The sequence below is a fragment of the Streptomyces sp. NTD107 genome (genome assembly GCF_059510435.1).
The window spans coordinates 1-22,357 of the sequence record NZ_JCAJZV010000012.1; the positions used below are offsets into that span (position 1 = coordinate 1).

Genomic DNA, 22,357 nt, shown 5'->3' on the forward strand with positions numbered 1-22,357 from the left:
AAGCGGGCACCGACAGTGGGGCGGCGGCGGGACGGTGCCGGCCCGCCCGCGCCCCGGCGCGGTGTGCTCAGGCGGCGGCGCTGACCGTGCCCGGCCGCCGGATCAGGGTGGCGCCGTAGCCGATCAGCCAGATCACCCACAGCAGCCAGCCGATGAGCCCGAGCAGGCCCAGCGGGCCGTGGCCGTCCATGATCAGCGGGGTGAGGGTGGCCGAGGCGAGGTGGAGGGCGGCGGCGAGCAGTCCGAGCCGGCCGAGCGCGGGGCGGATCAGCCCGGCGCGCAGCCCGGCGAGCGAGAATCCGATGAGGGCGAGGGCCAGGAAGGTGCCGTTGAGAATGAACAGCGCGTCCTGGAACGCCCACAGCCCCTCGGTGCCGACCCCGCCGTCGGCGAGCGCGAGCCGAAGGGCGGTCACGGTGGCGAAGGTGACGTTCTGGAGCAGCACCCCGGCGACACCGACCAGCGACCATCCCGCGTCGCGCGGCTGCCCGGCGCGCCACAGGGCGGCGCCGGCGCCGGCCGCGAAGACCGTGGACAGCACCCAGGTCAGTGGTCCGAGGGCCAGGACGACGGGCAGCGCGGCCGGGGCGGATCCGTAGAAGTCGAGGGCGTCGCGCAGCGGCGCGCCGGGGGTGGGGAGTCCGGCGGGCACCAGGATCGCGTTGCCGAGGACGATGAGGGTGGCGAAGCCGATGGAGGCGAGGCCGCCGAGCCGGGCGACGGGCAGGGCGGAGCGCGCCCCGCCATCTTTCGATAGAGTAAGCATATATTGAATATAGACAGTGAAAAATGAAAGGCCACCATGGGTACCGAACCGGCCAGGCGCCGCTACGACTCCCTGCACCGCGCCGCCCAGGCACACCGCACCCGGGCCGGCGTCGCGGAGGCCGCACGCCGGCTGTTCACCACTCGGGGCTGGGCGGCCACCACCGTGCGGGCTGTGGCGGAGGAGGCGGGCGTCTCCGTACCGACCGTCTACGCCGCCTACGGCGACAAGACCGGGCTGATCCGTGCGGTGGCGGACGCCGCGGACCTCTCCGCCGGGGTGGACCGGCTGGTGGCCGATCTGGAGGCGGCGGAGGGCGATCCCGTACGGCAGCTGTCGGCGATGGCCGGCTATGACCGGCGGCTGTACGAGCGGGCCGGGGAGGTGATCCTCGCACTGCGCGAGGCGGGGCGCGCCGAGCCCGAGCTGGCCGGTGCGTACGAGGAGGGCCGGCGCCGGGGTGACGGGACCCGGCGGCAGGTGTTCGGCGCCTGGCCGGACGGCACGCTGCGCGCGGGCCTCGACGTACCGTCGGCCGTCGACATCTACGCCGCGCTGTGCACCATCGACGTGTACACCACCCTCACGGCCGAACGCGGCTGGCCGCCCGGCCGTATCGAGGAGTGGTGGAGCGCCGCTCTGGCGAGGGAACTGCTGGCTGCCTAAAAGGTGTTGCGGAAGGCTGTGATCTGGCAGGTCGCGGCCTTCCGCAGCACCTTTTAGCCGGCCACCGGGGCGCCGGACTCGGCCGCCGCGGCCTCCTCCTCGGCGCGCCGCGCGCTTTCGGCCGCGTCGAAGGAGTCCAGGGTGCGGGCGAAGTCCCGGGTGGACAGCAGCAGCTTGTAGATGATGGCCAGCTCGAAGACGAGCAGCAGCACGCCGGCGCCGATGGTCACCGGGATCACCGCGTCCAGCGCCGGGGCGACGATGAACACCGCCATCTGGAACTCGATGCCGCTCATCAGATGGGTACGGATCCGGTGCCGCAGCAGGAAGGAGCGCAGCCGCAGATAGCCGGGGAAGCGGGAGCGGAACTCGCGGTGCAGATCGACGATGGCGCTCACCGGGCGGGCGGCGCGTGCGTCGGCGGGGAGGGGGCCCGTGGTCGCCGAGGCGGCGGAATCGGCGGCGCGCTGCGCGGGTACCGCGCGTTCCTCGGCGGTGGGCTCGGCCACCGGCTCCCGCTCACTCTCGTGGTGGGCGGCGAGGGCGTCGGCGTCGGCCTCCGGGTTCTCCCGCAGGAGGTCTTCCATGAAGGCCAGCTCGGTGGCGTTCTCGGCTTCCCGCGCCCGGCGGGCGCGGGCCTTGATCTGTTTGCGCATCCCGTGCCGGATCTTGAAGATCTGGAGGGCGTCGATATAGCGCAGCATGTCGAGGAAGACCACGGCGAGCGCCAGCCACAGATAGATCACATCATCAGTGCGGGAGAATTGTCCGCCCATCAGGGCGACCGCGCACACCAATACCCGAATGCGATCAAACACATAATCGAGCCAGGCGCCGAATACCGAACCCGTTCTGGTCAGTCGGGCCAGCTTTCCGTCCATGCAGTCCAGGACGAAACTCACGTGATAGAGCAGGGCGCCGACCAGCAGCCAGTTCCAGGTGCCGAAGGCAAAACAGCCGGCGGCGGCGAGGCCGAAGAACAGGGCCAGCCAGGTGATCTGATTCGGCGTGATCCTGGTCCACAGCGCGGTCCAGCGCACCAGCGGGGTGGCGAGGGGGTCCACCAGCAGGACGGTCCACCACGCGTCCCGTTTCTTCTGCGTGGTCCGGCGCACCTCTGTCAGGGGGGGAATGTCGTGACGCATGGTCTGCTTCCAGGCGGAAATAGGACCTGAAAGACGCTACCACTTCACGCGCGACGCGCTGTCACGAAACCGGCCGGGAATTCTCCCAGGTCCATTCGAACTCCTCGCGGTACGTTTCGAAAAGCGTCATTTCGCCGTCCGCCGCCGCGTCCGTTCGGTGCGATATCTCCCGACCCGCACGCCGGAGAACGAGAACCGGGGTTTCCATTCCCCGTATTCTCCTTAGATATGACTGCACCACGGCCACCCCATCGGGGCTGTCGCCGTCCACGAAATAAGCACTGAATCGGGGGATCTCATCGAACACATGAATGTCGAACGCCTCCGGATCCCGCACCTTGCTGCGCACCCGGCGCATCTGGAGGATGTTGGTCTCCACCGAGCGCCCCAGCTCCCCGCGCTTGAGACCCAGCTCCCGCTCCCGGCGCCGCATCGCCCCGCTCGCCGGGTTCAGGAACAGCAGCCGCACCCGGCACCCCGAGGCCGCCAGATGCGCCAGCCGCCGCCCCGGATAGTTCTGCACCAGCAGCCCCAGCCCGGTCCCCACCGCGTCGATCCGCCGGGCACCCCCGAACAGCTCCTCCGGCGGCAGCTGCCGCTGCAACCGCACCCGGTCCGGATGCACCCCTGCCACATCCGTGAACCGGTCCCCCACCAGATGCTCCACCGCGTCCGCCGGCAGCCGCCCGGCCACCCCCGGCGCCCCGGAATCCAGCAGCCGCAGCAGCCGGGCACAGCCCCGCTCCGCCTGCTCCAGCACCGCCCGGCTCATCCCCCGGTTGCGGCTGACCGCGCTGCGCGCCACCTCCAGCTCGTCCAGCGTCAGCTCCAGCTCGCGCCGATTGTCCAAATACGGGGCGAAACAGGGCCAGTGCTGCACCATGAGTTCACGCAACTGAGGCAGGGTCAGAAAGGCGAGCACCGTGTCATCGGCCGGATCAAGCACCAGCCCCTTGCGGCGGCTCACCTCCCGCAGCGCCGCCGCCCGCTGCACCCACTCCTGCCCGGCCGGGCCGGCCGCCGCGATCTCCCACTCCTCGCCGTGCACCGGCTCGTACACCGGGCGCAGCACCGCGGCCACCACCGAGCGCAGCCGCTGTTCGACCAGATTGAGCCAGACATATGCCCGACCGGCGCGCTCCACCCGGGTGCGTACCTCGGACCAGTCCGCCTCGCTCCAGCCCAGATCCGCCCCGATCTCCACCGGACGCGGCACGGGCACCGCCTGGGTGGGCGCCTCCGCGGTCTCACCCCCATTCCCCGAGGGGAGCTCAAGCCCAGAGGAGCCCACCGCCTGCACCGCCTTCCACCCCGCCGTTGGATCAAGGAAGCCTACTGCGCGTCCGGCCGGCCGCGCAGCACGGTACGGACTCAACCACGCGGCGGGGCAGGGCAGTCGGGACGGTAGGCGGTCATGACGGCGCCGCCCCGTACCCCCACGGCGACCTACCGCGTCCAGCTGGAGCCGGACCTCGGATTCGCGGCTGTCGCGCGGACCCTGCCGCAGGTGGCCTCCCTCGGCGTCTCCCACCTCCATCTGTCCCCCGTCCTGGAAGCCGTGCCCGGCTCCCGGCACGGCTACGACGTCACCGACCACTCCCGGGTACGCGCCGAACTCGGCGGTGAGACGGGCCTGCGCGAGCTGGCCGAAAAGGCCAGGGCCCACGGGCTGGGAATGATCGCCGACATCGTGCCCAACCACATGGCGCTGCCCGCCGACACCGAACTCAACGCCCCGCTGTGGCAGTTCCTGCGCGACGGGCCGCGATCACCCGCCGCGGCCTGGTTCGACATCGACCCCTCGGGCGAGGACCGCAGACCGCTGCTGCCGGTGCTCGGCGCGCCACTGGCGCAGGAGCTGGGCGCACTGCGGGTGGCCGACGGCGTACTGCGGTACGGGGACCGCCATCGTTTCCCGCTGCGCCCCGGCACCGAGACCCTGCCGCTGCCCGCGCTGCTCGACGCCCAGCACTACCGGCTCGGCTGGTGGCGGCTCGCCCGCACCGAGCTGACGTACCGCCGGTTCTTCACCGTCAACGAACTGATCGCGGTACGGGTGGAGGACCCCGCCGTCTTCGAGGCCACCCACGGCACGGTGCTGCGGCTGCTGGCCGAGGGCGTCATCGACGGGCTGCGGATCGACCACATCGACGGGCTCGCCGACCCCGAGGGCTATCTGCGGCGGCTGCGGAAGCGGGCCGGGACCGGGGCCTGGGTGGTGGCCGAGAAGATCCTGGCGGCGGACGAACACCTCCCGGCCGGCTGGCCGGTGGCCGGCACCACCGGGTACGACGCGCTGCGGCACATCGACGCGGTCCTCACCGACCCGGACGGCGCCGCCCGGCTCACCGCGCACTACCGGGAGTTCACCGGCGCACCGGATGGCCTGGGCGGCGTCTGGGAGGCGACGGTGCGGCGCGCCGCGCGTCAGGTCATCGGCCACGACCTGGCGGCGGAGCGCGAACGCCTGCTGCGGACCGCGCACCGGCTGTGCGGCGCGGAGCTTCCGCTGGACGCGCTGCGCACCGCGCTGACCGAACTGCTGGTACGGCTGCCGGTCTACCGCCCGTACGTCCCGGCCGCCGGCCCACCTTCCCCGGCCGACGCGACTCTGCTGGAGCGAGCCGCCCGCGCCGCCCGCGCGGCCGTGACCACCCCGGTGGAGACCGGGGCGGTGAACGCCGTGCACGCCCTGGCCCTGGGCCGTGGCCCGGCCGACGGGACAGCCCACCGGCCCACGGCGCGGGATCGGGAACAGGAACGGGAGCGGGAGCGGGAGCGCCGCCCGCGCACCGGCCACCCGGAGACCGGCTCCCCTCACCCCGGCGGCCGGGCCGGGGCGGCGGGCGACGCCGGGGGCCTCCCGGACGCCGATGACTTCCGGGTGCGGTTCGCCCAGGTGAGTTCCGCGTTGCGGGCCAAGGCCGTCGAGGACTGTGCCGGATATCGGTACGTCCCCCTGCTGTCGGCCGCCGAGGTCGGCGGCGAGCCGGGCAAACCCGCCCTGTCGGCCGACGCGTTCCACGCGCACTGCGCCCGCGTCCAGCGCGAGTGGCCGTGCACCGGCACCGTGTACGCCACCCATGACACCAAGCGCAGCGGCGATGTCCGGGCCACCCTCGCCACGCTGACCGAACATCCGCGCGGGTGGGCAGAACTGCTCGCCGAGGTGACGGAACGCGCCGCGCGCGCCGGCGTGCCGGCCCCCGATCCGCTGCTGGCGTGGCACTGCTGGCAGACCGCGTTCGCGCTCGCCCCGGCCCCCGACCCCGAGCGGCTGCTCGACGCCACCCTCAAGGCCGCACGCGAAGCGGCCCTGCGCACCACCTGGACCGAACCCGACACCGCCTACGAGACGGCGCTGGAGCGCTTCGTACGGGGCGGGCCGTGCGGCGCGCCCGGGTATCCCGCGGCCACCCTCGCCCAGCGGCTCGCACCGCAGATCCGCGCCAACATCCTCGGCGCCGCCCTGCTGCATCTGACGATGCCCGGCGTCCCCGACATCTACCGGGGCAGCGAGACCGTCTACCGCGCCCTGGTGGACCCCGACAACCGCCGGCCGCCGGACCCGCCCCCCGCCGATCCGGCCACCGTGGACGGCGGCACCACCGGCGGCCTGCCCGCCGAGAAGCTGTGGCTGACCGGCGTGGCGCTGCGGCTGCGCCGGGCGCACCCCGAGTGGTTCGGGGCCCGCGCCACGTACCAACCGCTCACCGCCGAGGGCCGGGCGGCGGACCACGCGCTGGCGTTCCTGCGCTCCGGGGCGGCGCTCACGGCGGTCAGCAGGCTCACCCGGACGCTCGCCGCCGCGGGCGGCTGGGACTCCACCGTCCTGCCACTGCCGCCCGGCCGCTGGTACGACGTGCTGGCCGGCGACACCCCGGACCGGACCGGGTACCAGGGCAAGACGCCGCTCGCCCGGCTGTTCGCGCACCGTCCGGTCGCCCTGCTGATCCGGGCCGACACGTTCTGATGACGACGCGCCGTCTTTACAAGCGAGTGCCCTGCCAGCACACTGGGAGCGCTCCCACGGGCGTCGTCGCACCCCACGGAACTCCGGTCTGCCGTCCACACCACCAGCCCCCGCTCGGGCGGCAGACCGGCTTCCGAACGGCCGGGCCGGGCACGAACCGCCGCCCTCAGCGCATGCTCAGCCGGTACGACACGGCGCCGAACCGCACCTCGTCCCCCGGCCGCACCGGCAGCGTGTCGGTCACCCGCCGGCCGTTCACCCAGGTGCCGTTGGCCGAGCCCAGATCCCGTACCAGCCAGCCGGTCGGCGTGGCCGCCAGCTGCGCGTGGAAGCGGGAGACGCTCACATCATTGAGCCGCAGCGCCGACCCGGGGGCCCGGCCGATCGACAGCGGATGCGGCCCCGGGTTGGGCAGCACCAGCTGCGGCAGCCGCTCCGCCCGCCACGCCGTGGACACCCGGTGCTGGAACGAGGCGATCCGGCCCACCGTCTGCACCAGCCAGCCCGAACGCTCCACCGGCCCCTGGCGCGCGGGCAGATCACGCAGCGCCAGCTCCAACTCCTCCGGCCGCCGGGCCCCCATGATCTGGTCCAGCCGCCGCTCGAAGGTGTCCTGGGAGAGCCTCCCCTCCACCATGCCCTCCCGCAGCGCGCCGAGAGCACGCTCGCGATCCGCGTCGGATATCCGCGGGGAGGGCACGCCGGACTCGATCGAGGTCATGAAACAGAGTTTCCGGGACGGCAGTTGCTTCTGTCCAGATAACTCGCTGGCGCCGCGCGCGGGCACCGGGTTACGGTGCTCGCACGCCCACGGATCCGGAAGGGAGGCGTCTGCCATGTGTGTCACCGACTCGCGCGTGCCCTGCTTCCGCCTCCTTCCTGTCCCCGGGCGTCTTCACTGACCGGACGGATGCGCGGCGCGCCATCCGTGTCCGGAAGGATTCTTTCCCCCCATGACCGATCTGGTCTTCCGCTGCCTCGCCGAGGGCGAGAACAGTGCTCTGTTCACCTCCCTGCCCACCGCCGGTCTGGTCGGCCCCGCGCTGCTCGATCCGCCGAACAACGTCTTCCGTACGATCGCCGAGGGCGGCCAGTACCGGCCCGACCGGACCTGGCTCGCGCTGCGCGGCGACACGGTGGTGGCCCGCGCCGCGTACTGGGGCGGGCCCGATGACCCCGCGCCGCTCGCGCTGGACTGGTTCGACTTCACCGACCCGGCGGCCGGCACCGCCCTGCTGCGGGCCACCGGGCTGCGCCCCGAGTACGAGCTGATCCTGCCGCCCGACTGGCGCTCCGACCCGCTCGCCAGGGCGGCCGGCGGGGCCCGGATCTCGGCGGCTGCCGAGGCGGGCTACGAGCCGCTGGTGGAACGGTTCCGCTACACCTGGACCCCCGAGTGCGGGATCCCCGAGCCGCCCGGCCGGCTGGTGTTCCGGCCCGAGCCCGACGACGACGTGGTCCTCGACGTGCTGCGCCGCATCCACAGCTCCACCCTGGACACCCACGCGCTGCGGGCCCACGCAGCGGAAGGGCCGGACGCGGCGGCGCGGCAGGAGCTGGACTTCCTGCGCTGGTGCCCCTCACCGCGCGAGTGGTGGCGGACCGCGCACACCCCGGCGGGCGAACTCGTCGGCTTCCAGGCCCCGGCCCGCAACCCCAACGGCCCGGTGGTCGGCTTCATCGGGGTGGTGCCGGAGCAGCGCGGCCACGGTTACGCGTACGACCTGCTGGTGGAGTGCACCCGGCAGCTGGCCGCCGAGGGCGCGCGGCGGGTCTGGGCCGCCACCGACACCGGCAATGTGCCGATGGCCAAGGCGTTCGCCCGGGCGGGCTATCCGGTGACGCAGCACCGCTACTGCATGGCGTGAGGCCACGGCGGGCCCGAGGGGGTGTCTTCACCGTGGCGCCGGGCGGCGGGGGCGTCCTCGCCGTGGGCCACCCGGCGCGCTCGACGGCGCGGCGAGCGCGCGTACCGGGTGTCGCCCGGCAGGCGGAACGGTGCGGACACCCCCGACCATGGTGTCCATGCGTCGCTTCGAGGTGTGGGCACCCCGGGCCCGCCGGGTCTGGCTGTGGCTGGAGGGTGCGCGGCTGCCGCTGCGTGAGGACGCGGGTGGCTGGTGGCATGCGCGGGCCGAAGCCGTACCGGGCGCCCGGTACGGCTTCGTGCTCGACGAGCCGGACGCGCCGGTGCTGCCGGACCCGCGGGCCCGCCGGCTGCCGGAGGGCCCGGAGCGTCCGGGTGCCGTGGTGGACCTGGAGGCGTACCGCTGGCGCCATCCGTGGCCGGGGCGCGGGCTGCCGGGCGCGGTGCTGTACGAGCTGCACATCGGTACGTTCACGGCCGAGGGCACCTTCGACGCGGCGGCGGGGCGGCTGGGGCGCCTGGCGGAGCTGGGGGTCACCCATGTGCAGCTGATGCCGGTGTGCCCGTTCCCGGGGCGGCACGGCTGGGGGTACGACGGGGTGGCGCCGTGGGCGGTGCACGAGCCGTACGGGGGGCCGGCGGGGCTGGCGCGGCTGGTGGACGCGGCGCACGGCGTGGGGCTGGGGGTGGTGCTGGATGTGGTGCACAACCATCTGGGGCCCTCGGGCAACCGGCTGCCGGAGTTCGGCCCGTACTTCACCGACCGGCATCACACGCCGTGGGGTTCCGCGGTGAATCTGGACGGGCGGGGTTCGGACGAGGTGCGGGCGTACTTCGCGGGCAGCGCGCTGGCGTTCTTGCGGGACTTCCGTCTTGACGGGCTGCGGCTGGACGCCGTGCACGAGCTGGCGGACGACCGGGCCGCGCCGTTTGTGGCGGAGCTGTCGGCGGCGGTGGACGCGCTGGCGGTGGAGGTGGGCCGGCCGCTGTTTCTGATCGCCGAGTCGGACCGGAACGATCCGCGCACCGTCGCGCCGCGCGAGCACAACGGTCTGGGGCTGCACGCGCAGTGGACGGACGACTTCCATCACGCGCTGCATACCGCGCTGACGGGTGAGGCGGGCGGGTACTACGCGGATTTCGCCCGGGCCCCGATGGCGGCGCTGGCGAAGACGCTGACGGGGGGCTTCTTCCACGACGGCGGCTATTCGGCGTTCCGGGGGCGGGGACACGGGCGGGCGCTGGAGCGGGCGGCGACGCCGGCGTACCGGCTGGTGGGGTACGCGCAGACACACGATCAGATCGGCAATCGGGCGCTGGGCGACCGGCTGGCGGCGCTGGCCGGGCCGCGGCGGGCGGCGCTGGGGGCGGCGCTGGTGCTGTGCGGGCCGCTGACGCCGATGCTCTTCATGGGTGAGGAGTGGGGGGCCAGGACGCCGTGGCAGTTCTTCACCGACCATCAGGATCCGGCGCTGGCCGAGGCGGTGCGGCAGGGTCGGCGGGCGGAGTTCGCGGCGCACGGCTGGGCGGCGCAGGACATTCCGGATCCGCAGGATCCGGCGACCCGGGAGCGGTCGTGCGTGCGGCACCCGCCGGACGCCGACCACCCGGAGGCGACGGCGTGGTGCCGGCGGCTGATCGGGATCCGCCACGCGCTGCTGGACGCGGAGCAGCCGCTGTCGGCGGTGACGGCGGCGTACGACGAGGCGGCGGGCTGGCTGACGGTCCGCCACGGCCGGCTGCTGGTGGCGGTGAACTTCTCCCGCACCAGCCCCGCGACCGTGCCGCTTCCCCCGTTCCCCCTGACGCTGCTGGCGGCCACCCACCCCGTCCCCCCGGCCGCCCCCTTGCGGCTGCCGCCGGAATCGGCGGCGGTGCTGCGTTCCGGCTGAGCGGAACGGGACCGGAGCGGGTGACCGGAGCGGACGGGAACGCGGGCGGCGCAGTGGGCCCCGGAACATCCGGTTTCGCTGGCATCATCGGTGACATGGGCAACACGAGCGAACCGCTGTACGACGTGCTGGTGGTGGGCGCCGCCGGGGTGGACACCATCGTGCGGGTGCCCCGGCTTGAGGTGCCGGACGCCGATCTGCTGCATGTCCCGCCGATCCGCGACTATGTGGCGCACACCGGGACCGGCGCCGCGCTGGGCTTTCACGCGCTGGGGCTGCGCACCCACTTCCTCGACTTCCTCGGCGACGATCTCCAGGGCGATCTGATCCGCCGCCGCTTCACCTCCGCCGGGCTCGGCTTCGATGTGCTGCCCGCGCCCAACGGCACGCCGCGCAGCGTCAATCTGGTGGACGACGCGGGGCGCCGGTTCTCCTTCTACGACGGCCGGCATCCGGCCGATCTGCTGCTGCCGCCCGACTTCGTGGCTCCGCATCTGGACCGGGCGCGCCATGTGCATGTGTGCCGTTCCGGTTTCAACCGGGAGCTGTTCGGCGAGCTGGAGCGCCGGGGGCTGCCGTCCTCGACGGATCTGCACGCCTGGGACGGGGTCGATCCGGACAGCCACCCGTGGGCGTTCCGTACCGACTATGTCTTTCTCAGCGCGGCCGGTGTGCGGGGCCGGATCGAGGAGACGCTGCGGCTGATCCTGGCGCGCGGGAAGGCGAAGCTGGTGGTGGCCACGGACGGGGAGCGCGGCGCGCATCTGCTGAGCCGGGACGGGGACGGCGCCGTACGGCACGTCCCGGCGGTGACGCCGGACGCGCCGGTGGTGGACAGCAACGGCGCGGGGGACGCGTTTGTGACGGCGTTCCTGGCCACGCTGTTCGCGGGCGGGGATCTGGGACAGTGCGCGCTGGCGGGCACTGTGTCGGGGGCGTTCGCGTGCACCCAGGTGGGCACCCACGAGCGGCAGATCACCGCTGCCGAGCTGAGCACCGAGGTGGCCCGGCTCGGCGGCGGTACGGCGGCGGAGCCGGCGCCGGAGGTCACTCCAGGGTGAAGACGTGGCCGCGCGCGGCGCCCTCCACGGCCTCCAGGTAGTGCGTCGCGACCTCGTCGAGCGGGGTGCCGGGGGCCGGGTCCAGTTCCAGGGCGATCAGGGTTTCGCGGATCCAGCCGGGGCTGATGGCGTTGAGCCGTACCCCGCGGGGCAGTTCCCTGGCGGCGGCCCGGACGAACGCCTCCAGGCCGGCGTTGATGAGGCGGCCGAGGGCGGCGTCCCGCAGCGAGTCGGGGATGGTGCCGCTGGTGAGGGTGATCGAGCCGTTGTCCCGCAGCTGGGGCAGGGCCCGGCGCACCAGCTCGACCTGGCCGACGAGCTTGCCGTCCAGGCCGCTGAAGAACGCGGCGTCGGACGAGCCGGCCACCGGGGCCATCCCGCCGCTGGCGGCGCAGCACACCACCGCGTCCACCGGGCCGTGCGCAGCGAACAGCGCGTCGATGGTGGCGGGCTCGGTCAGATCGACCCGGGCCTGCCCGGTGCGGGAGGCGCGTACCACTCGGTGGCCGGCTGCCTCCAGTCGGCCGGCGACGGCGGCACCCACGGTGCCGCCCGCGCCGATCACGATGACGTCGAGCGTCACCCCTCCGCCGCCTCCGCTCCCGTCTCCACGTGCCGGATGGCGATGGAGTTGATGCAGTACCGCAGGGCGGTGGGGGTGCCGTAGCCCTCGCCCTCGAAGACGTGGCCCAGGTGCGAGCCGCAGGTGGCGCACAGCACCTCGGTACGGGGGCGGCCCGGCAGCGAGGTGTCGGTCCTGGTCTGAACCGCGTCGCTGTCGGCCGGGTCGTAGAACGAGGGCCAGCCGCAGTGCGACTCGAACTTGGTCCCGGAGCGGAACAGTTCGGCGCCGCAGGCCCGGCAGTTGTAGACGCCGACCGTCTTGGTGTCGGTGTACTCGCCGGTGAACGCCCGCTCGGTGCCGGCCTCGCGCAGGACCCGGTACTCCTCGTCGGTCAGCTCCTCGCGCCACTGCGCGTCGGTCTTCTCGACCTCATAACCCATGGTTCCGCTCTCCTCATTCACAAACGATTTACCGCGCCGGCCCGGCCAGCCGGGCCAGGATCTTCGGCCCGAGGTCGGTGACGTCCCCGGCCCCCATGGTCAGAACGAGATCACCGGGCTGCGCCATTCCCGCGACGACCTCGGGCACGGCGTCCTTGCCGCCGGCCGGCTCGGGGTGCACCCGCGCGCCGTGCGCGGTGGCGGCCTCGGTGATCAGCGCGCTGGTGATGCCGGGGATGGGGTCCTCGCGGGCGGGATAGATCTCCAGCACCACGGAGGCGTCGGCCAGCGCGAGGGCCTGGCCCATCTCGGTGCCCAGTTCGCGGGTGCGGCTGAACAGGTGCGGCTGGAAGACCACCAGCACCCGGCCCTCGCCCGCCGCCCCCCGGATCGCTTCCAGGTCGGCGGTCATCTCGGTGGGGTGGTGGGCGTAGGAGTCGATGACCTGGACGCCGGCCGCCGTGCCCTTCAGCTGGAGGCGGCGGCCGACCCCGGTGTAGGAGCCGAGCGCGCCGGCCAGCTCGGCGGCCGGGATGCCGGCCGCGATGCCGGCGGCGAGCGCGGCGACGGCGTTGTGGGCGTAGTGGCGGCCGGGTACGGAGACGGCGAAGGCGAGTTCGGTGCCGTCGGCCAGTCGTACGGTGACGGTGCTGGTGAGGCCGTGCGGCGTGACGTCGAGCACCCGTACGTCGGCCTCGGGGGACTCACCGTAGGTGATGATCCGCAGCCCGTCGGCGGCGCGGTCGCGCAGCCGGGCGGTGAGGACGCGGGCGCCCTCCTGGTCGGCGTTGACGATGAGGGTGCCGCCGGGCCGGACGGCGGCGGTGAAGATCTCGAAGGACTCGTAGATCTCTTCCATCGAGGCGTAGTTGGCGTGGTGGTCCAGCTCGACGTTGAGGATCACCGCGACCTCGGGGGTGTAGCGGTGGAAGCTGCGGTCGCTCTCGTCGGCCTCGGCGACGAAGAGTTCGCCCTTGCCGTGGTGGGCGTTGGATCCGGGGCCGTCCAGGTCGCCGCCGATGGCGTAGGAGGGGTGCAGGCCCAGGGTGCCGAGGGCGACGGCGAGCATCGAGGTGGTGGTGGTCTTGCCGTGGGTGCCGGCCACCGCGATGGCGCGGCTGTCGGTCATCAGGGCGGCCAGCGCCTCGGAGCGGTGCACCACGGGGATGCCCTGGGAGCGGGCGGCGGTCAGTTCGGGGTTGTCGGCGCGGATGGCGCTGGAGATGACCACGCAGCTGGTGCCGTCGGCGAGGTGCGCGGCGTCGTGGCCGATGCGTACGGTGGCGCCGAGTTCGCGCAGGGCGGCGGCGGTGGCCGACTCGCGGAAGTCGCTGCCGGCCACGAGGGCGCCGCGCTGGGTCAGGATCTTGGCGATGCCCGACATGCCCGCGCCGCCGATGCCGATGAAGTGGGGCCGTTCCATGGCGGGCGGGATCGCCGGTGTCATGCGTGTGTCTCCCTTGGTTCCCTGGTGCGCGGTTCCCTGGTCTGCGCTGCCGGTCGATTGTCGCACCCCGTCACGAGGGCGGGCGCATCGCGCGGTGTGCGGGTCACTCGGCGTGCGCGAAGAGCTTGAGGACCGGTACGTCGACCTTGTGCCGGGCGCGGGAGGCCCAGTCGCGGTGGAAGAACTCCTCCACCAGGTGCGGGGCGGTCAGCACGATGACCTCGTCGGCGGAGGTCTCGGCGACGACGGCGGTGAGCAGTTGCAGGGGGTGGTCGTCGACCAGTTGGCCGACCGCGTGGGCGCCGGCGTCGCGCAGGGCGGCCACGGAGTGGGTGAGGGCGCGTTCGGCGGGTTCGCGGGCGGCCTCGTCCTCGGGTTCGTCGGCCTCGTGCCCGGCCTCGGCGAATTCGCCGAGGGCCACGTCGTCGAGGGCGCGCAGCAGCCGGTCCTGGTCGCCGCGCGGCTGCATGAGGACGATGAAGGACATCTCCTCGTCGCCGTGCAGGGTGGTGACGAGTTCGACGTCGGTGGGCACCAGCGGCTTTTCGATCATGAGGATGCTCGTGAACATGGTCAGCGCCCTTCTTCGCGGCCGGGTCCCGCCCGGTGCGGCAGAAACCATCCTTCCCCGTGGACACACGGGGCGTCGCGCCATCAGTCTGCCCACATCAGGATAAGCGGAACGTTCCATTCCGCAGATTGTCAGACCCTCCGGTACCGCCCGAACAGAAAGCCGGATTCCTCCAGCAGCGAGGTCAGCGCCAGCTCGCGCGGCACCTCGATCCCCGGACCGCTCATCACCCGCCCGGCGGTACCCACCGCATAGCGCGGTGCCGTCGTCAGACACAGCTCGTCCAGCGCGCCCGCCCCGGCGAAAGCGCCCAGCAGCCGGGGGCCGCCCTCCGTCAGCAGCCGGGTGTGGCCGCGGCGCACCAGCTCCGCCTTGACCCGCGCCGGATCCACCTCGGCGCCCTCCCCCACCGTGATCACCTCGGCACCGGCCGCCCGGGCGGCGTCAAGACCGTGCTTGGGGGCCAACGGGCCGGTGATCACCATGGTGGGCACCACCGGCTCGGTGAACAGCGGCAGCGAGAAATCCAGATGCAGACTCGCCGAGACCACCGCGATCGCCGCCACCGGCGTCTGCCCCGCCGCCGCCCGGCGCTCGGCGAACCCCGCCCGCTCCCGGGCCGGCCGGTACCGCTCCTGCCGTACGGTCTCGGCGCCCACCACCACCACATCGGCCAGCGCCCGCAGCACCCCGAAGATCAGCATGTCGGCCGGGTGCGACAGCGGCTGGGAACGCCCGTCGTGATGCGCGGCGCCGTCCACCGAGGAGACCATGTTGGCGCGCAGCCAGCCCCGCCCGTGCAGATGCTCCTCGGGGTACCCGTAGGCTTCGGCCAGCTCGGCCGGCTCCCACCGGCGGTCGCGGGCGTCGTCCGGAGCATCGATGGCGGGGGGCAGCAGGCGTCGCATGGGGCGCAGTGTGGCACACGGGCCGACGGTGGCCGGCTCGCCCGCCCCGTAAAATGGCGGATTGTGTCCAGCACCGCCGAACCCGAGCCCAGCAGCGGGATAACCGCCCCCGCCGCCCTTGCCGACCGTGCGCCGCAGGTGCCCGCCGAACGGCTGGTGGCCGAGCTCGTCCCGCCGCCGCGCTTCGACGCGGTGCGCTTCGCCACCTACGTACCCGACCCCGCCCAGCCCTCCCAGACGGCGGCGGTCGAGGTGTTGAGCGCCTTCGCCGCCGGGCTCGGCGCACCCGCCGCGAAGAGCGGCGGACGGCGCGGCCTGTGGCGCCGGGCCCCCCGTACCCCCGCCGCGGCGGGCGGCGTCTACCTCGACGGCGGCTACGGGGTCGGCAAGACCCATCTGCTGGCCTCCCTGTGGCACGCCACCGACGCCCCCGCCGAGCGCAAGGCGTTCGGCACCTTCGTGGAGCTCACCAACCTGGTGGGCGCGCTCGGCTTCCAGCAGACCGTGAAGACCCTGTCCGGGCACCGGCTGCTGTGCATCGACGAGTTCGAGCTGGACGACCCCGGCGACACCGTGCTGGTCTCCTCGCTGCTGGGCAAGCTGGTCGCCGAGGGCGTGGCGCTGGCCGCCACCTCCAACACGCTGCCCGGCAAGCTGGGCGAGGGCCGGTTCGCGGCGGCCGACTTCCTGCGCGAGATCCAGGGCCTGTCCGCGCACTTCACACCGCTGCGCATCGACGGCGAGGACTACCGGCACCGCGGCCTGCCCAAGGCGCCGGCGCCGCGCACCGACGACGAGGTGACCCGCGCGGCGTACGCCACCCCCGGTGCCTCGCTCGACGACTTCGGCGATCTGCTGGCCCACCTGGCCCGGGTGCACCCCAGCCGGTACGGGGCGATGTGCGAGGAGCTGACGGCGGTGGCGCTGACCGGGGTACGGCCGGTGCCCGACCAGTCGACCGCGCTGCGTCTGGTGGTGCTGGCCGACCGGCTGTACGACCGGGAGGTCCCGGTGCTGGCGTCCGGGGTGCCGTTCGACGAGCTGTTCGGCGAGGAGATGCTGCGCGGCGGCTACCGCAAGAAGTACTTCCGGGCGATCTCCCGGCTGACCGCCCTGGCCCGCGACGCCGGGCGGCTGGTGCCGGCCGTCTGAGCCCCGGTGGCGGGGCCCGGTGGCGGGACCGCGCGGGCGGGCCCATCATCGGGACATGGCGAGCGACCTGCGTGATCTGCTGCGGGTGACGCCGGGCGGCAAGGCCCAGCTGGCCGGCCGGGCCCCGGACGACACCCCGGGTTTCAAGGGCAAGAAGGCCAAGGCGCGCACCGAGGTGGACGCGATGGCCCCGGTCCTGGCCGACCTCCAGGAACGGCTGTTCGCGGCCAGCACCGGCGGCGACCGGCACCGGGTCCTGCTGGTCCTCCAGGGCATGGACACCGCCGGCAAGGGCGGCACCGTCAAGCATGTGATCGGGCATCTCAACCCGGCCGGCTGCCGGATCAGGGCGTTCAAGGCGCCCACCCCCGAGGAGCTGGCGCACCACTTCCTGTGGCGGATCAGCAACGGGCTGCCGCGCGCCGGCGAGGTCGGCATCTTCGACCGCTCGCACTACGAGGACGTGCTGGCGGTACGGGTGCACCACCTGGTCCCCAAGGAGGTGTGGTCACGGCGGTACGCCGAGATCAACGCCTGGGAGGAGGCCCTGACCCGGGACGGCATGGTGCTGGTGAAGGTGTTCCTGCACATCGGCCACGACGAACAGCGCGACCGGCTGCTGCGGCGGCTGGACCGCGAGGACAAGCACTGGAAGTTCAGCCAGAACGACATCACCGAACGCGGCCTGTGGCCGCACTACCGCACCGCGTACGAGGCGGCGCTGGAACGCTGCTCGACCAAGGCCGCGCCCTGGTACGTGGTGCCCGCCAACCACCGCTGGTACCGCAACTGGGCGGTGAGCCGGCTGCTGCTGGAACACCTGCGCGAGATCGACCCGAAGTACCCCACCGGCAGCTTCGACCCGGCCGACGCGCGGCGGCGGCTGCTGGCGGAGTGAGCCCCCGGCTCACCCGCGCCGCTGGGCGAGCCGCGCGACGATCGCGAACACCCCGGCCGCCACGGCGGCGGCCAGCGCGCAGGGCAGTACGGGCAGCCCCACTCTGCCCTCCTGGGAGCCGGTGACCAGCGCGCCGACCGCCGCGTTGGCCGGGGAGGCCGAGGACACCAGCAGCACGAGCGCGCCCAGCGACATCACCGGCACGGACCACACCGCGCCGCGCGGCATCCGGTGTCCCAGCAGCCCCACCGCCGTACCGAGCAGCGCGCAGCACACCACGGCGAGCAGCGCGGCGAGGGCCGCGCCGTCCAGCGGGATCGGGGTACGGCGGTCCGCGCCGTGTGCGGCGCCGCTCCACAGCACCACGGCGGTGGCCACCGCCCCGGCGCCGGCCGAGGCCAGCAGCCCGGCCAGCGCAGCGGCGAGCTGCGTCCGCACCCGGCCGGCGGCGGCGACGGCACAGGCCCGGGCCGCCTCGGGCTCACCGTTGACGCACACCCGGGTCAGCCACACGGCCACCGGCAGCAGCGCGGCGACGGCGAACCCGAGCCCGTCCAGCACCGGCTCCCCCGGCCGCACCCCGATGACCAGCAGAATCCCGTACAGCAACAAGGGCGGCAGCCAGCGGTGCGAACGCAGCAGCAGAGCCAGCTGATAACGCGTCAGAGCGAGAAGCACGCTCACCGGTCTTCCTCCGTCGGGCGATACATGAACGGTTCCCTGCCACAGATCACGCACCGGACCGGCCAAGCCCGGCGCGGCACGGCACGGAGCGCACAGCGCGGGCCGCGCGGCTCGCGGGGGTGGTCATGGGTGGGGTCGTACCGCGTGGATGTGCCAGGTGGGATCTGCGGTGAGCAGGGTGCGCAGCAGCGCGTCCGAGTGGGCGGCCGGCACGGTCAGTCGGAGCGTGCCGTCCGGCAGCCACTGCCCGACCGGCGCGCCCGGCAGGTCCACCGGCGGCGCCATCCCGGCCGGGGCCGGCGGCCGGGCCTCGATCGACACCGTGCCCCGGTGCTCATCGGGCCGCCCGGGCCCGTCCCGCTCAACACCGTCGGGGCCGGTTCCCCCGGGGACACGCACCGGCACCGGCGCCTCCGCGGCGGGCCCGGTCCGGTCCGGGGCGGACAGCGGGGTCAGGGTGCCGTGTTCGATCAGATGGCGTCGTGGGGCCGCACCGATCAGGCGGGTGGGGTCGTGGTCCACGAAGACCACGGTCGCGCCCGCCGACACCCGGGCCAGGGCCGCCTCGTCCAGGGTGTGGCGGGCGGCCAGGTCCAGGCCGGTCCAGGCTTCGTCCAGCACCAGCAGCGCGGGGTCGGCCAGCAGTGCCTGGGCCACCGCGACCCGCTGCGCGCTGCCCTTGGACAGCTCGCGCAGCGGGGCGTCCGCGTACGGCAGGGCGCCCAGCCGCTCCAGCCAGTGGTCGGCGGCCCGGACGGCCGCACCGCGCCGCAGTCCGTGGACGCGGCCGAGGTGGCGCAGATAGCCGCGCGCGGTCAGCGGAAGGGCGGGCGGGAAGCGTTCGGGTACGTACCCGGTGCGGGCGGGCCGGCCGGTGATCCGGCCGCCGGCCGGGGCGTCCACACCCGCGATCAGCCGCAGCAAGGTGGACTTGCCGCTGCCGTTCCCGCCCTCGATCCGGATCAGCGCACCCGGTGGCAGGTCCAGTTCGATCTCCCGCAGGGTCCACGGCCCGGAGCGTCCCCGGCGGCGGCCCACACCTTCCAGTCGCATGGCGGTACGGTACGCCGCCGCGCCGCAGTCCGGTCAGGCGAGCGAGGCCACCAGCTCCGACACCGGCTTGCGGCGGCCGGTGTAGAAGGGGATCTCCTCGCGCACGTACAGCCGGGCCTTCGAGCCGCGCAGGTGGCGCATCAGGTCGACGATGCGGTGGAGTTCGTCCGCCTCGAAGGCCAGGATCCACTCGTAGTCGCCGAGCGAGAACGACGCGACCGTGTTCGCCCGGACGTCCGGGTAGCCGCGGGCCATCTTGCCGTGCTCGGCGAGCAGCGCCCGGCGCTCCTCGTCCGGCAGCAGATACCAGTCGTAGGACCGCACGAAGGGGTAGACGCTCACATAGTCGCGGGCCTGCTCGTCGGCGAGGAACGCCGGGATGTGCGACTTGTTGAACTCGGCGGGGCGGTGCAGCGCCATGTTCGACCACACCGGCTCCAGCGCGCGCCCGAGCCGGGTGCGGCGGAAGAGGTTGTACGCGTCCTGGAGCGCGTCCGAGGTCTCCGCGTGCCACCAGATCATCACATCGGCATCGGCGCGCAGTCCGGAGACGTCGTACGTGCCGCGTACGGTGACGTCCTTGCCGGCCAGCTGCTCGAACAGCTCCGTGACCTCCTCCGCGATGCCGCCGCGCTCCTGCGGCAGCGCGTCGCGCAGCCGGAACACCGACCACAGGGTGTAGCGGATGGTCTCGTTCAGGTCCTTGGCGCGCTTGCCCGCGTTGGGGGCCTTGTCGGATGCGGTCGTCATGTCCGTCCTGTCCTCACTTTCCGATTTCCTCGCGCGGGCCCGGGTCCACGGTGCGCAGCAGTTCCTCCGCGGCCCGGGTCCCGCCCGCCACGCAGGCCGGGATGCCGATCCCGTCGTACGAGGCGCCGCACAGCCGTACTCCGGGCAGCGCGGCCAGATATCCGCGCACCCGCGCCACCCACGACGGGTGGCCGACCTGGTACTGGGGCAGCCCGTCGTACCAGCGGGTGACCACCGAGTCGACGGGCCGGGCCGCCAGCCCGGTGGCCTCACCCAGGTCGGCGAGGGCGGCCCGTACCAGTTCGGCGTCCTCCCACTGAAGCGGCCCGCTCTCGCCGTACCGGCCGATGGAGGTGCGCAGGATGAACAGCTCGGGGTCGGCCGCGGCGGCCCAGCCCCACTTGGTGCTGGTGAAGGTGGCGGCCTTGATGGTGCGGCCGTCGACGGCGGGCACCAGGAAGCCGCTGCCGCGCGGCAGCCGGGCCAGGTCGGCGCGCCGCAGGGCGAGGGTGACCAGGGCCATCGACGCGTACTCCAGGGCGGCCAGTTCGCGGCCGGCGGCCGGGGCCTCGGCGGCCAGCAGCCGGCCGGCGGCGCTCGCCGGGACGGCCAGGATCACGCCGTCCGCCGTCAGGGAGCGGCCGTCCGCCAGGGCGGCGGCCCAGCCGCGCGCGGTACGGCGCAGGCCGGTGACCGCGACGCCGCTCTCCAGGGTGGCGCCGGCCGCCCGGCAGGCGGCGGCGACCGCCTCGGGGAGCCGGCCGATGCCGCCGTCGATGCCGGTGAAGACGGGTCCGGCCGGCCGGCCGTCGCGGGCCTCCTCCTGCCGGCGCTGTACGGCGCGCACGGCGGACAGCAGCGTGTCGTGGGTGCGGGCCGCCTCGTACAGCTGGGGAACGGCGGAGCGCAGCGAGATCCGGTAGGCGTCGCCCGCGTAGACGCCGCCCAGCAGTGGCTCGACGAGGCGGTCGACGACCTCGGGGCCCATCCGCTCGGCGACCAGCGCGCCGATGCCGGCGTCCTCGCCGATCCGCAGCGGCGGCAGTTCGGCGTCGCGGGCGATCCGGGCCAGGCCGGTGTCGGAGAGTACCCCGGTGAGGGCGGCGGCGCTGCCGGGGACGCCCATCACATGGCCACCGGGCATGGGGCGCAGCGCGTCCCGGGTCCAGATCGCGGCGCCGACCGCGGCGGGCGGGTGCAGGGCGTCGCCGAGGCCGACGGCCTCGGCCAGCTCGATGGCCTCGGGGCGGCGGGCGAGGATCGATTCGGCGCCGAGGTCGACGCCGACGCCGGCCACCTCGCCGCGGCGCAGCTTGCCGCCGAACCGGCCGTCCGCCTCCAGGACGGTGACGCGGACCCCGGATCCGGCCAGCCGGTGCGCGGCGGCCAGGCCGGCGATGCCGCCGCCGATGACGATCACCTGCATGGTCAGCGCGCGGTCCGCTCGTGGACGTACGCGGTCAGCCGGGTCAGGGCGTCCGGGTCGGTGTCGGGGAGCACCCCGTGGCCGAGGTTGAAGATGTGGCCGGGCAGTCCGGCGGCGGCGTCCAGCACCCGCTGCGCCTGGGCCTCGACGGCGGCGCGGGGGGCGAAGAGTACGGCGGGGTCGAGGTTGCCCTGGACGGTCTTGCCGCCGCCGATGCGGCGGGCGGCCTCGTCCAGCGGGACCCGCCAGTCGGCGCCGACCACGTCCGCGCCGGCCTCGCTCAGCAGGCCGAGCAGTTCGCCGGTGCCGACGCCGAAGTGGATGCGGGGCACGCCGTGGTGGGCGACGGCCTCGAAGACCTTGGCGGAGTGCGGCAGCACGGAGTGCCGGTAGTCGGCGGGGGCCAGCGCGCCCACCCAGGAGTCGAACAGCTGGACGGCGGAGGCGCCGGCCTTGATCTGGATGTCGAGGAAGGCGGCGGTGATGCCGGCCAGCCGCTCCAGCAGCGCGTGGAAGAGCTTCGGGTCGCCGTACATCATGGCCTTGGTGTGCTCATGGTTACGGGACGGGCCGCCCTCGATGAGGTAGCTGGCGAGGGTGAAGGGCGCGCCGGCGAAGCCGATCAGCGGGGTGGCGCCGAGTTCGGCGGTGATGAGCCCGATGGCCTCGGTGACGTAGGAGACGTCGTCGGGCTCCAGGGGCCGCAGCTGGTCCAGGTCGGCGTGGCTGCGGATGGGGTGGGCGACGACCGGGCCGACGCCGGGCTTGATGTCGAGGTCGACGCCGATGGCCTTGAGCGGGACGACGATGTCGCTGAAGTAGATGGCGGCGTCCACGCCGTGCCGGCGCACCGGCTGGAGAGTGATCTCGGTGACCATGTCGGGCCGCATGCAGGAGTCGAGCATCGCGGTGCCGGCCCGCAGCTTGCGGTACTCGGGCAGCGAGCGGCCGGCCTGGCGCATGAACCAGACCGGGGTGTGCGGCACCGGCTCCCGGCGGCAGGCCCGCAGAAACGGGGAATCGGCTACGGCTTTGTCCTGCGCCACGCTGCTGTGAGTCACGCTGCAAAGTTTCGCACGCCGCCCGGATCGCC

General features: G+C 73.8%; 21 protein-coding genes. 7 read left to right on the plus strand and 14 right to left on the minus strand.

The window, feature by feature from the left end; all coding sequences use genetic code 11:
• Positions 1-67: 67 nt before the first annotated feature.
• Entirely contained in the window at positions 68-766 is a 699-nt protein-coding gene (locus AC5WRL_RS21705) for a 2-oxoglutarate/malate transporter (RefSeq protein WP_496090300.1), read from the minus strand.
• A gap of 36 nt (positions 767-802) precedes the next feature.
• On the opposite strand from AC5WRL_RS21705, the gene AC5WRL_RS21710 reads away from it, so the two are divergent.
• Positions 803-1,432 (plus strand): TetR/AcrR family transcriptional regulator, encoded by a 630-nt coding sequence (locus AC5WRL_RS21710; RefSeq protein WP_496090301.1) that lies wholly within the window; start codon positions 803-805, stop codon positions 1,430-1,432.
• Between the two features lie 53 nt (positions 1,433-1,485).
• On the opposite strand, the gene AC5WRL_RS21715 is transcribed toward AC5WRL_RS21710, so the two are convergent.
• Together AC5WRL_RS21715 and AC5WRL_RS21720 are read right to left on the minus strand one after the other, a co-directional pair.
• Positions 1,486-2,577 (minus strand): CDP-alcohol phosphatidyltransferase family protein, encoded by a 1,092-nt coding sequence (locus tag AC5WRL_RS21715; protein ID WP_496090302.1) that lies wholly within the window; start codon positions 2,575-2,577, stop codon positions 1,486-1,488.
• 61 nt (positions 2,578-2,638) lie between these two features.
• Positions 2,639-3,868, minus strand: a complete 1,230-nt coding sequence (locus AC5WRL_RS21720; RefSeq protein ID WP_496090303.1) for an SAV2148 family HEPN domain-containing protein — start codon at positions 3,866-3,868, stop codon at positions 2,639-2,641.
• A gap of 123 nt (positions 3,869-3,991) precedes the next feature.
• Between AC5WRL_RS21720 and treY the strand changes: the two genes are divergently transcribed.
• Entirely contained in the window at positions 3,992-6,550 is a 2,559-nt protein-coding gene (gene treY, locus AC5WRL_RS21725; RefSeq protein WP_496090304.1) for a malto-oligosyltrehalose synthase, read from the plus strand.
• Positions 6,551-6,716: 166 nt separating this feature from the next.
• On the opposite strand, the gene AC5WRL_RS21730 is transcribed toward treY, so the two are convergent.
• Complete coding sequence (locus AC5WRL_RS21730) at positions 6,717-7,271, minus strand: FHA domain-containing protein (RefSeq protein WP_496090305.1); 555 nt, start codon at positions 7,269-7,271, stop codon at positions 6,717-6,719.
• Positions 7,272-7,503: 232 nt separating this feature from the next.
• On the opposite strand from AC5WRL_RS21730, the gene AC5WRL_RS21735 reads away from it, so the two are divergent.
• From AC5WRL_RS21735 to AC5WRL_RS21745, 3 genes are all read left to right on the plus strand, one after another.
• Positions 7,504-8,418 (plus strand): GNAT family N-acetyltransferase, encoded by a 915-nt coding sequence (locus tag AC5WRL_RS21735; RefSeq protein ID WP_496090306.1) that lies wholly within the window; start codon positions 7,504-7,506, stop codon positions 8,416-8,418.
• A 157-nt stretch (positions 8,419-8,575) separates the two neighbouring features.
• Complete coding sequence (treZ, locus tag AC5WRL_RS21740; protein WP_496090307.1) at positions 8,576-10,309, plus strand: malto-oligosyltrehalose trehalohydrolase; 1,734 nt, start codon at positions 8,576-8,578, stop codon at positions 10,307-10,309.
• A gap of 95 nt (positions 10,310-10,404) precedes the next feature.
• Positions 10,405-11,370, plus strand: coding sequence for a carbohydrate kinase family protein (locus AC5WRL_RS21745; protein ID WP_496090308.1), 966 nt, complete (start codon positions 10,405-10,407; stop codon positions 11,368-11,370).
• Here the strand turns inward: AC5WRL_RS21745 and AC5WRL_RS21750 are convergent.
• From AC5WRL_RS21750 to AC5WRL_RS21770, 5 genes are all read right to left on the minus strand, one after another.
• Positions 11,357-11,953, minus strand: coding sequence for a short chain dehydrogenase (locus AC5WRL_RS21750; protein WP_496090309.1), 597 nt, complete (start codon positions 11,951-11,953; stop codon positions 11,357-11,359). The two genes, AC5WRL_RS21745 and AC5WRL_RS21750, sit on opposite strands and share 14 nt — an antisense overlap.
• Entirely contained in the window at positions 11,950-12,375 is a 426-nt protein-coding gene (gene msrB, locus AC5WRL_RS21755; RefSeq protein WP_496090310.1) for a peptide-methionine (R)-S-oxide reductase MsrB, read from the minus strand. Before msrB ends, AC5WRL_RS21750 begins: the two co-directional genes overlap by 4 nt.
• A gap of 28 nt (positions 12,376-12,403) precedes the next feature.
• Positions 12,404-13,822: a UDP-N-acetylmuramate--L-alanine ligase gene (gene murC / locus AC5WRL_RS21760; protein WP_496090311.1), complete on the minus strand. Its 1,419-nt coding sequence runs from the start codon at positions 13,820-13,822 to the stop codon at positions 12,404-12,406.
• 103 nt (positions 13,823-13,925) lie between these two features.
• Positions 13,926-14,393 carry an indole-3-glycerol phosphate synthase gene (locus AC5WRL_RS21765; RefSeq protein ID WP_496090312.1) on the minus strand — a complete coding sequence of 156 codons (468 nt, stop codon included), beginning with the start codon at positions 14,391-14,393 and terminating at the stop codon, positions 13,926-13,928.
• A gap of 131 nt (positions 14,394-14,524) precedes the next feature.
• Positions 14,525-15,301, minus strand: coding sequence for a pyrimidine reductase family protein (locus AC5WRL_RS21770; protein ID WP_496090313.1), 777 nt, complete (start codon positions 15,299-15,301; stop codon positions 14,525-14,527).
• A 63-nt stretch (positions 15,302-15,364) separates the two neighbouring features.
• On the opposite strand from AC5WRL_RS21770, the gene zapE reads away from it, so the two are divergent.
• Complete coding sequence (gene zapE / locus AC5WRL_RS21775; RefSeq protein ID WP_496090314.1) at positions 15,365-16,453, plus strand: cell division protein ZapE; 1,089 nt, start codon at positions 15,365-15,367, stop codon at positions 16,451-16,453.
• Between the two features lie 55 nt (positions 16,454-16,508).
• Positions 16,509-17,351, plus strand: a complete 843-nt coding sequence (locus AC5WRL_RS21780) for a PPK2 family polyphosphate kinase (protein ID WP_496090315.1) — start codon at positions 16,509-16,511, stop codon at positions 17,349-17,351.
• Between the two features lie 9 nt (positions 17,352-17,360).
• Here the strand turns inward: AC5WRL_RS21780 and AC5WRL_RS21785 are convergent, their stop codons facing one another.
• From AC5WRL_RS21785 to hemE, 5 genes are all read right to left on the minus strand, one after another.
• Positions 17,361-18,035: an ABC transporter gene (locus AC5WRL_RS21785; RefSeq protein ID WP_496090316.1), complete on the minus strand. Its 675-nt coding sequence runs from the start codon at positions 18,033-18,035 to the stop codon at positions 17,361-17,363.
• Between the two features lie 123 nt (positions 18,036-18,158).
• Positions 18,159-19,088: an ATP-binding cassette domain-containing protein gene (locus AC5WRL_RS21790; RefSeq protein ID WP_496090317.1), complete on the minus strand. Its 930-nt coding sequence runs from the start codon at positions 19,086-19,088 to the stop codon at positions 18,159-18,161.
• A 33-nt stretch (positions 19,089-19,121) separates the two neighbouring features.
• Entirely contained in the window at positions 19,122-19,838 is a 717-nt protein-coding gene (gene hemQ / locus AC5WRL_RS21795) for a hydrogen peroxide-dependent heme synthase (RefSeq protein WP_496090318.1), read from the minus strand.
• 13 nt (positions 19,839-19,851) lie between these two features.
• On the minus strand, positions 19,852-21,264 hold the full coding sequence (hemG, locus tag AC5WRL_RS21800; protein ID WP_496090319.1) for a protoporphyrinogen oxidase: 1,413 nt from the start codon (positions 21,262-21,264) through the stop codon (positions 19,852-19,854).
• A gap of 2 nt (positions 21,265-21,266) precedes the next feature.
• Positions 21,267-22,325 carry a uroporphyrinogen decarboxylase gene (gene hemE / locus AC5WRL_RS21805; protein ID WP_496090320.1) on the minus strand — a complete coding sequence of 353 codons (1,059 nt, stop codon included), beginning with the start codon at positions 22,323-22,325 and terminating at the stop codon, positions 21,267-21,269.
• Positions 22,326-22,357 lie beyond the last annotated feature (32 nt).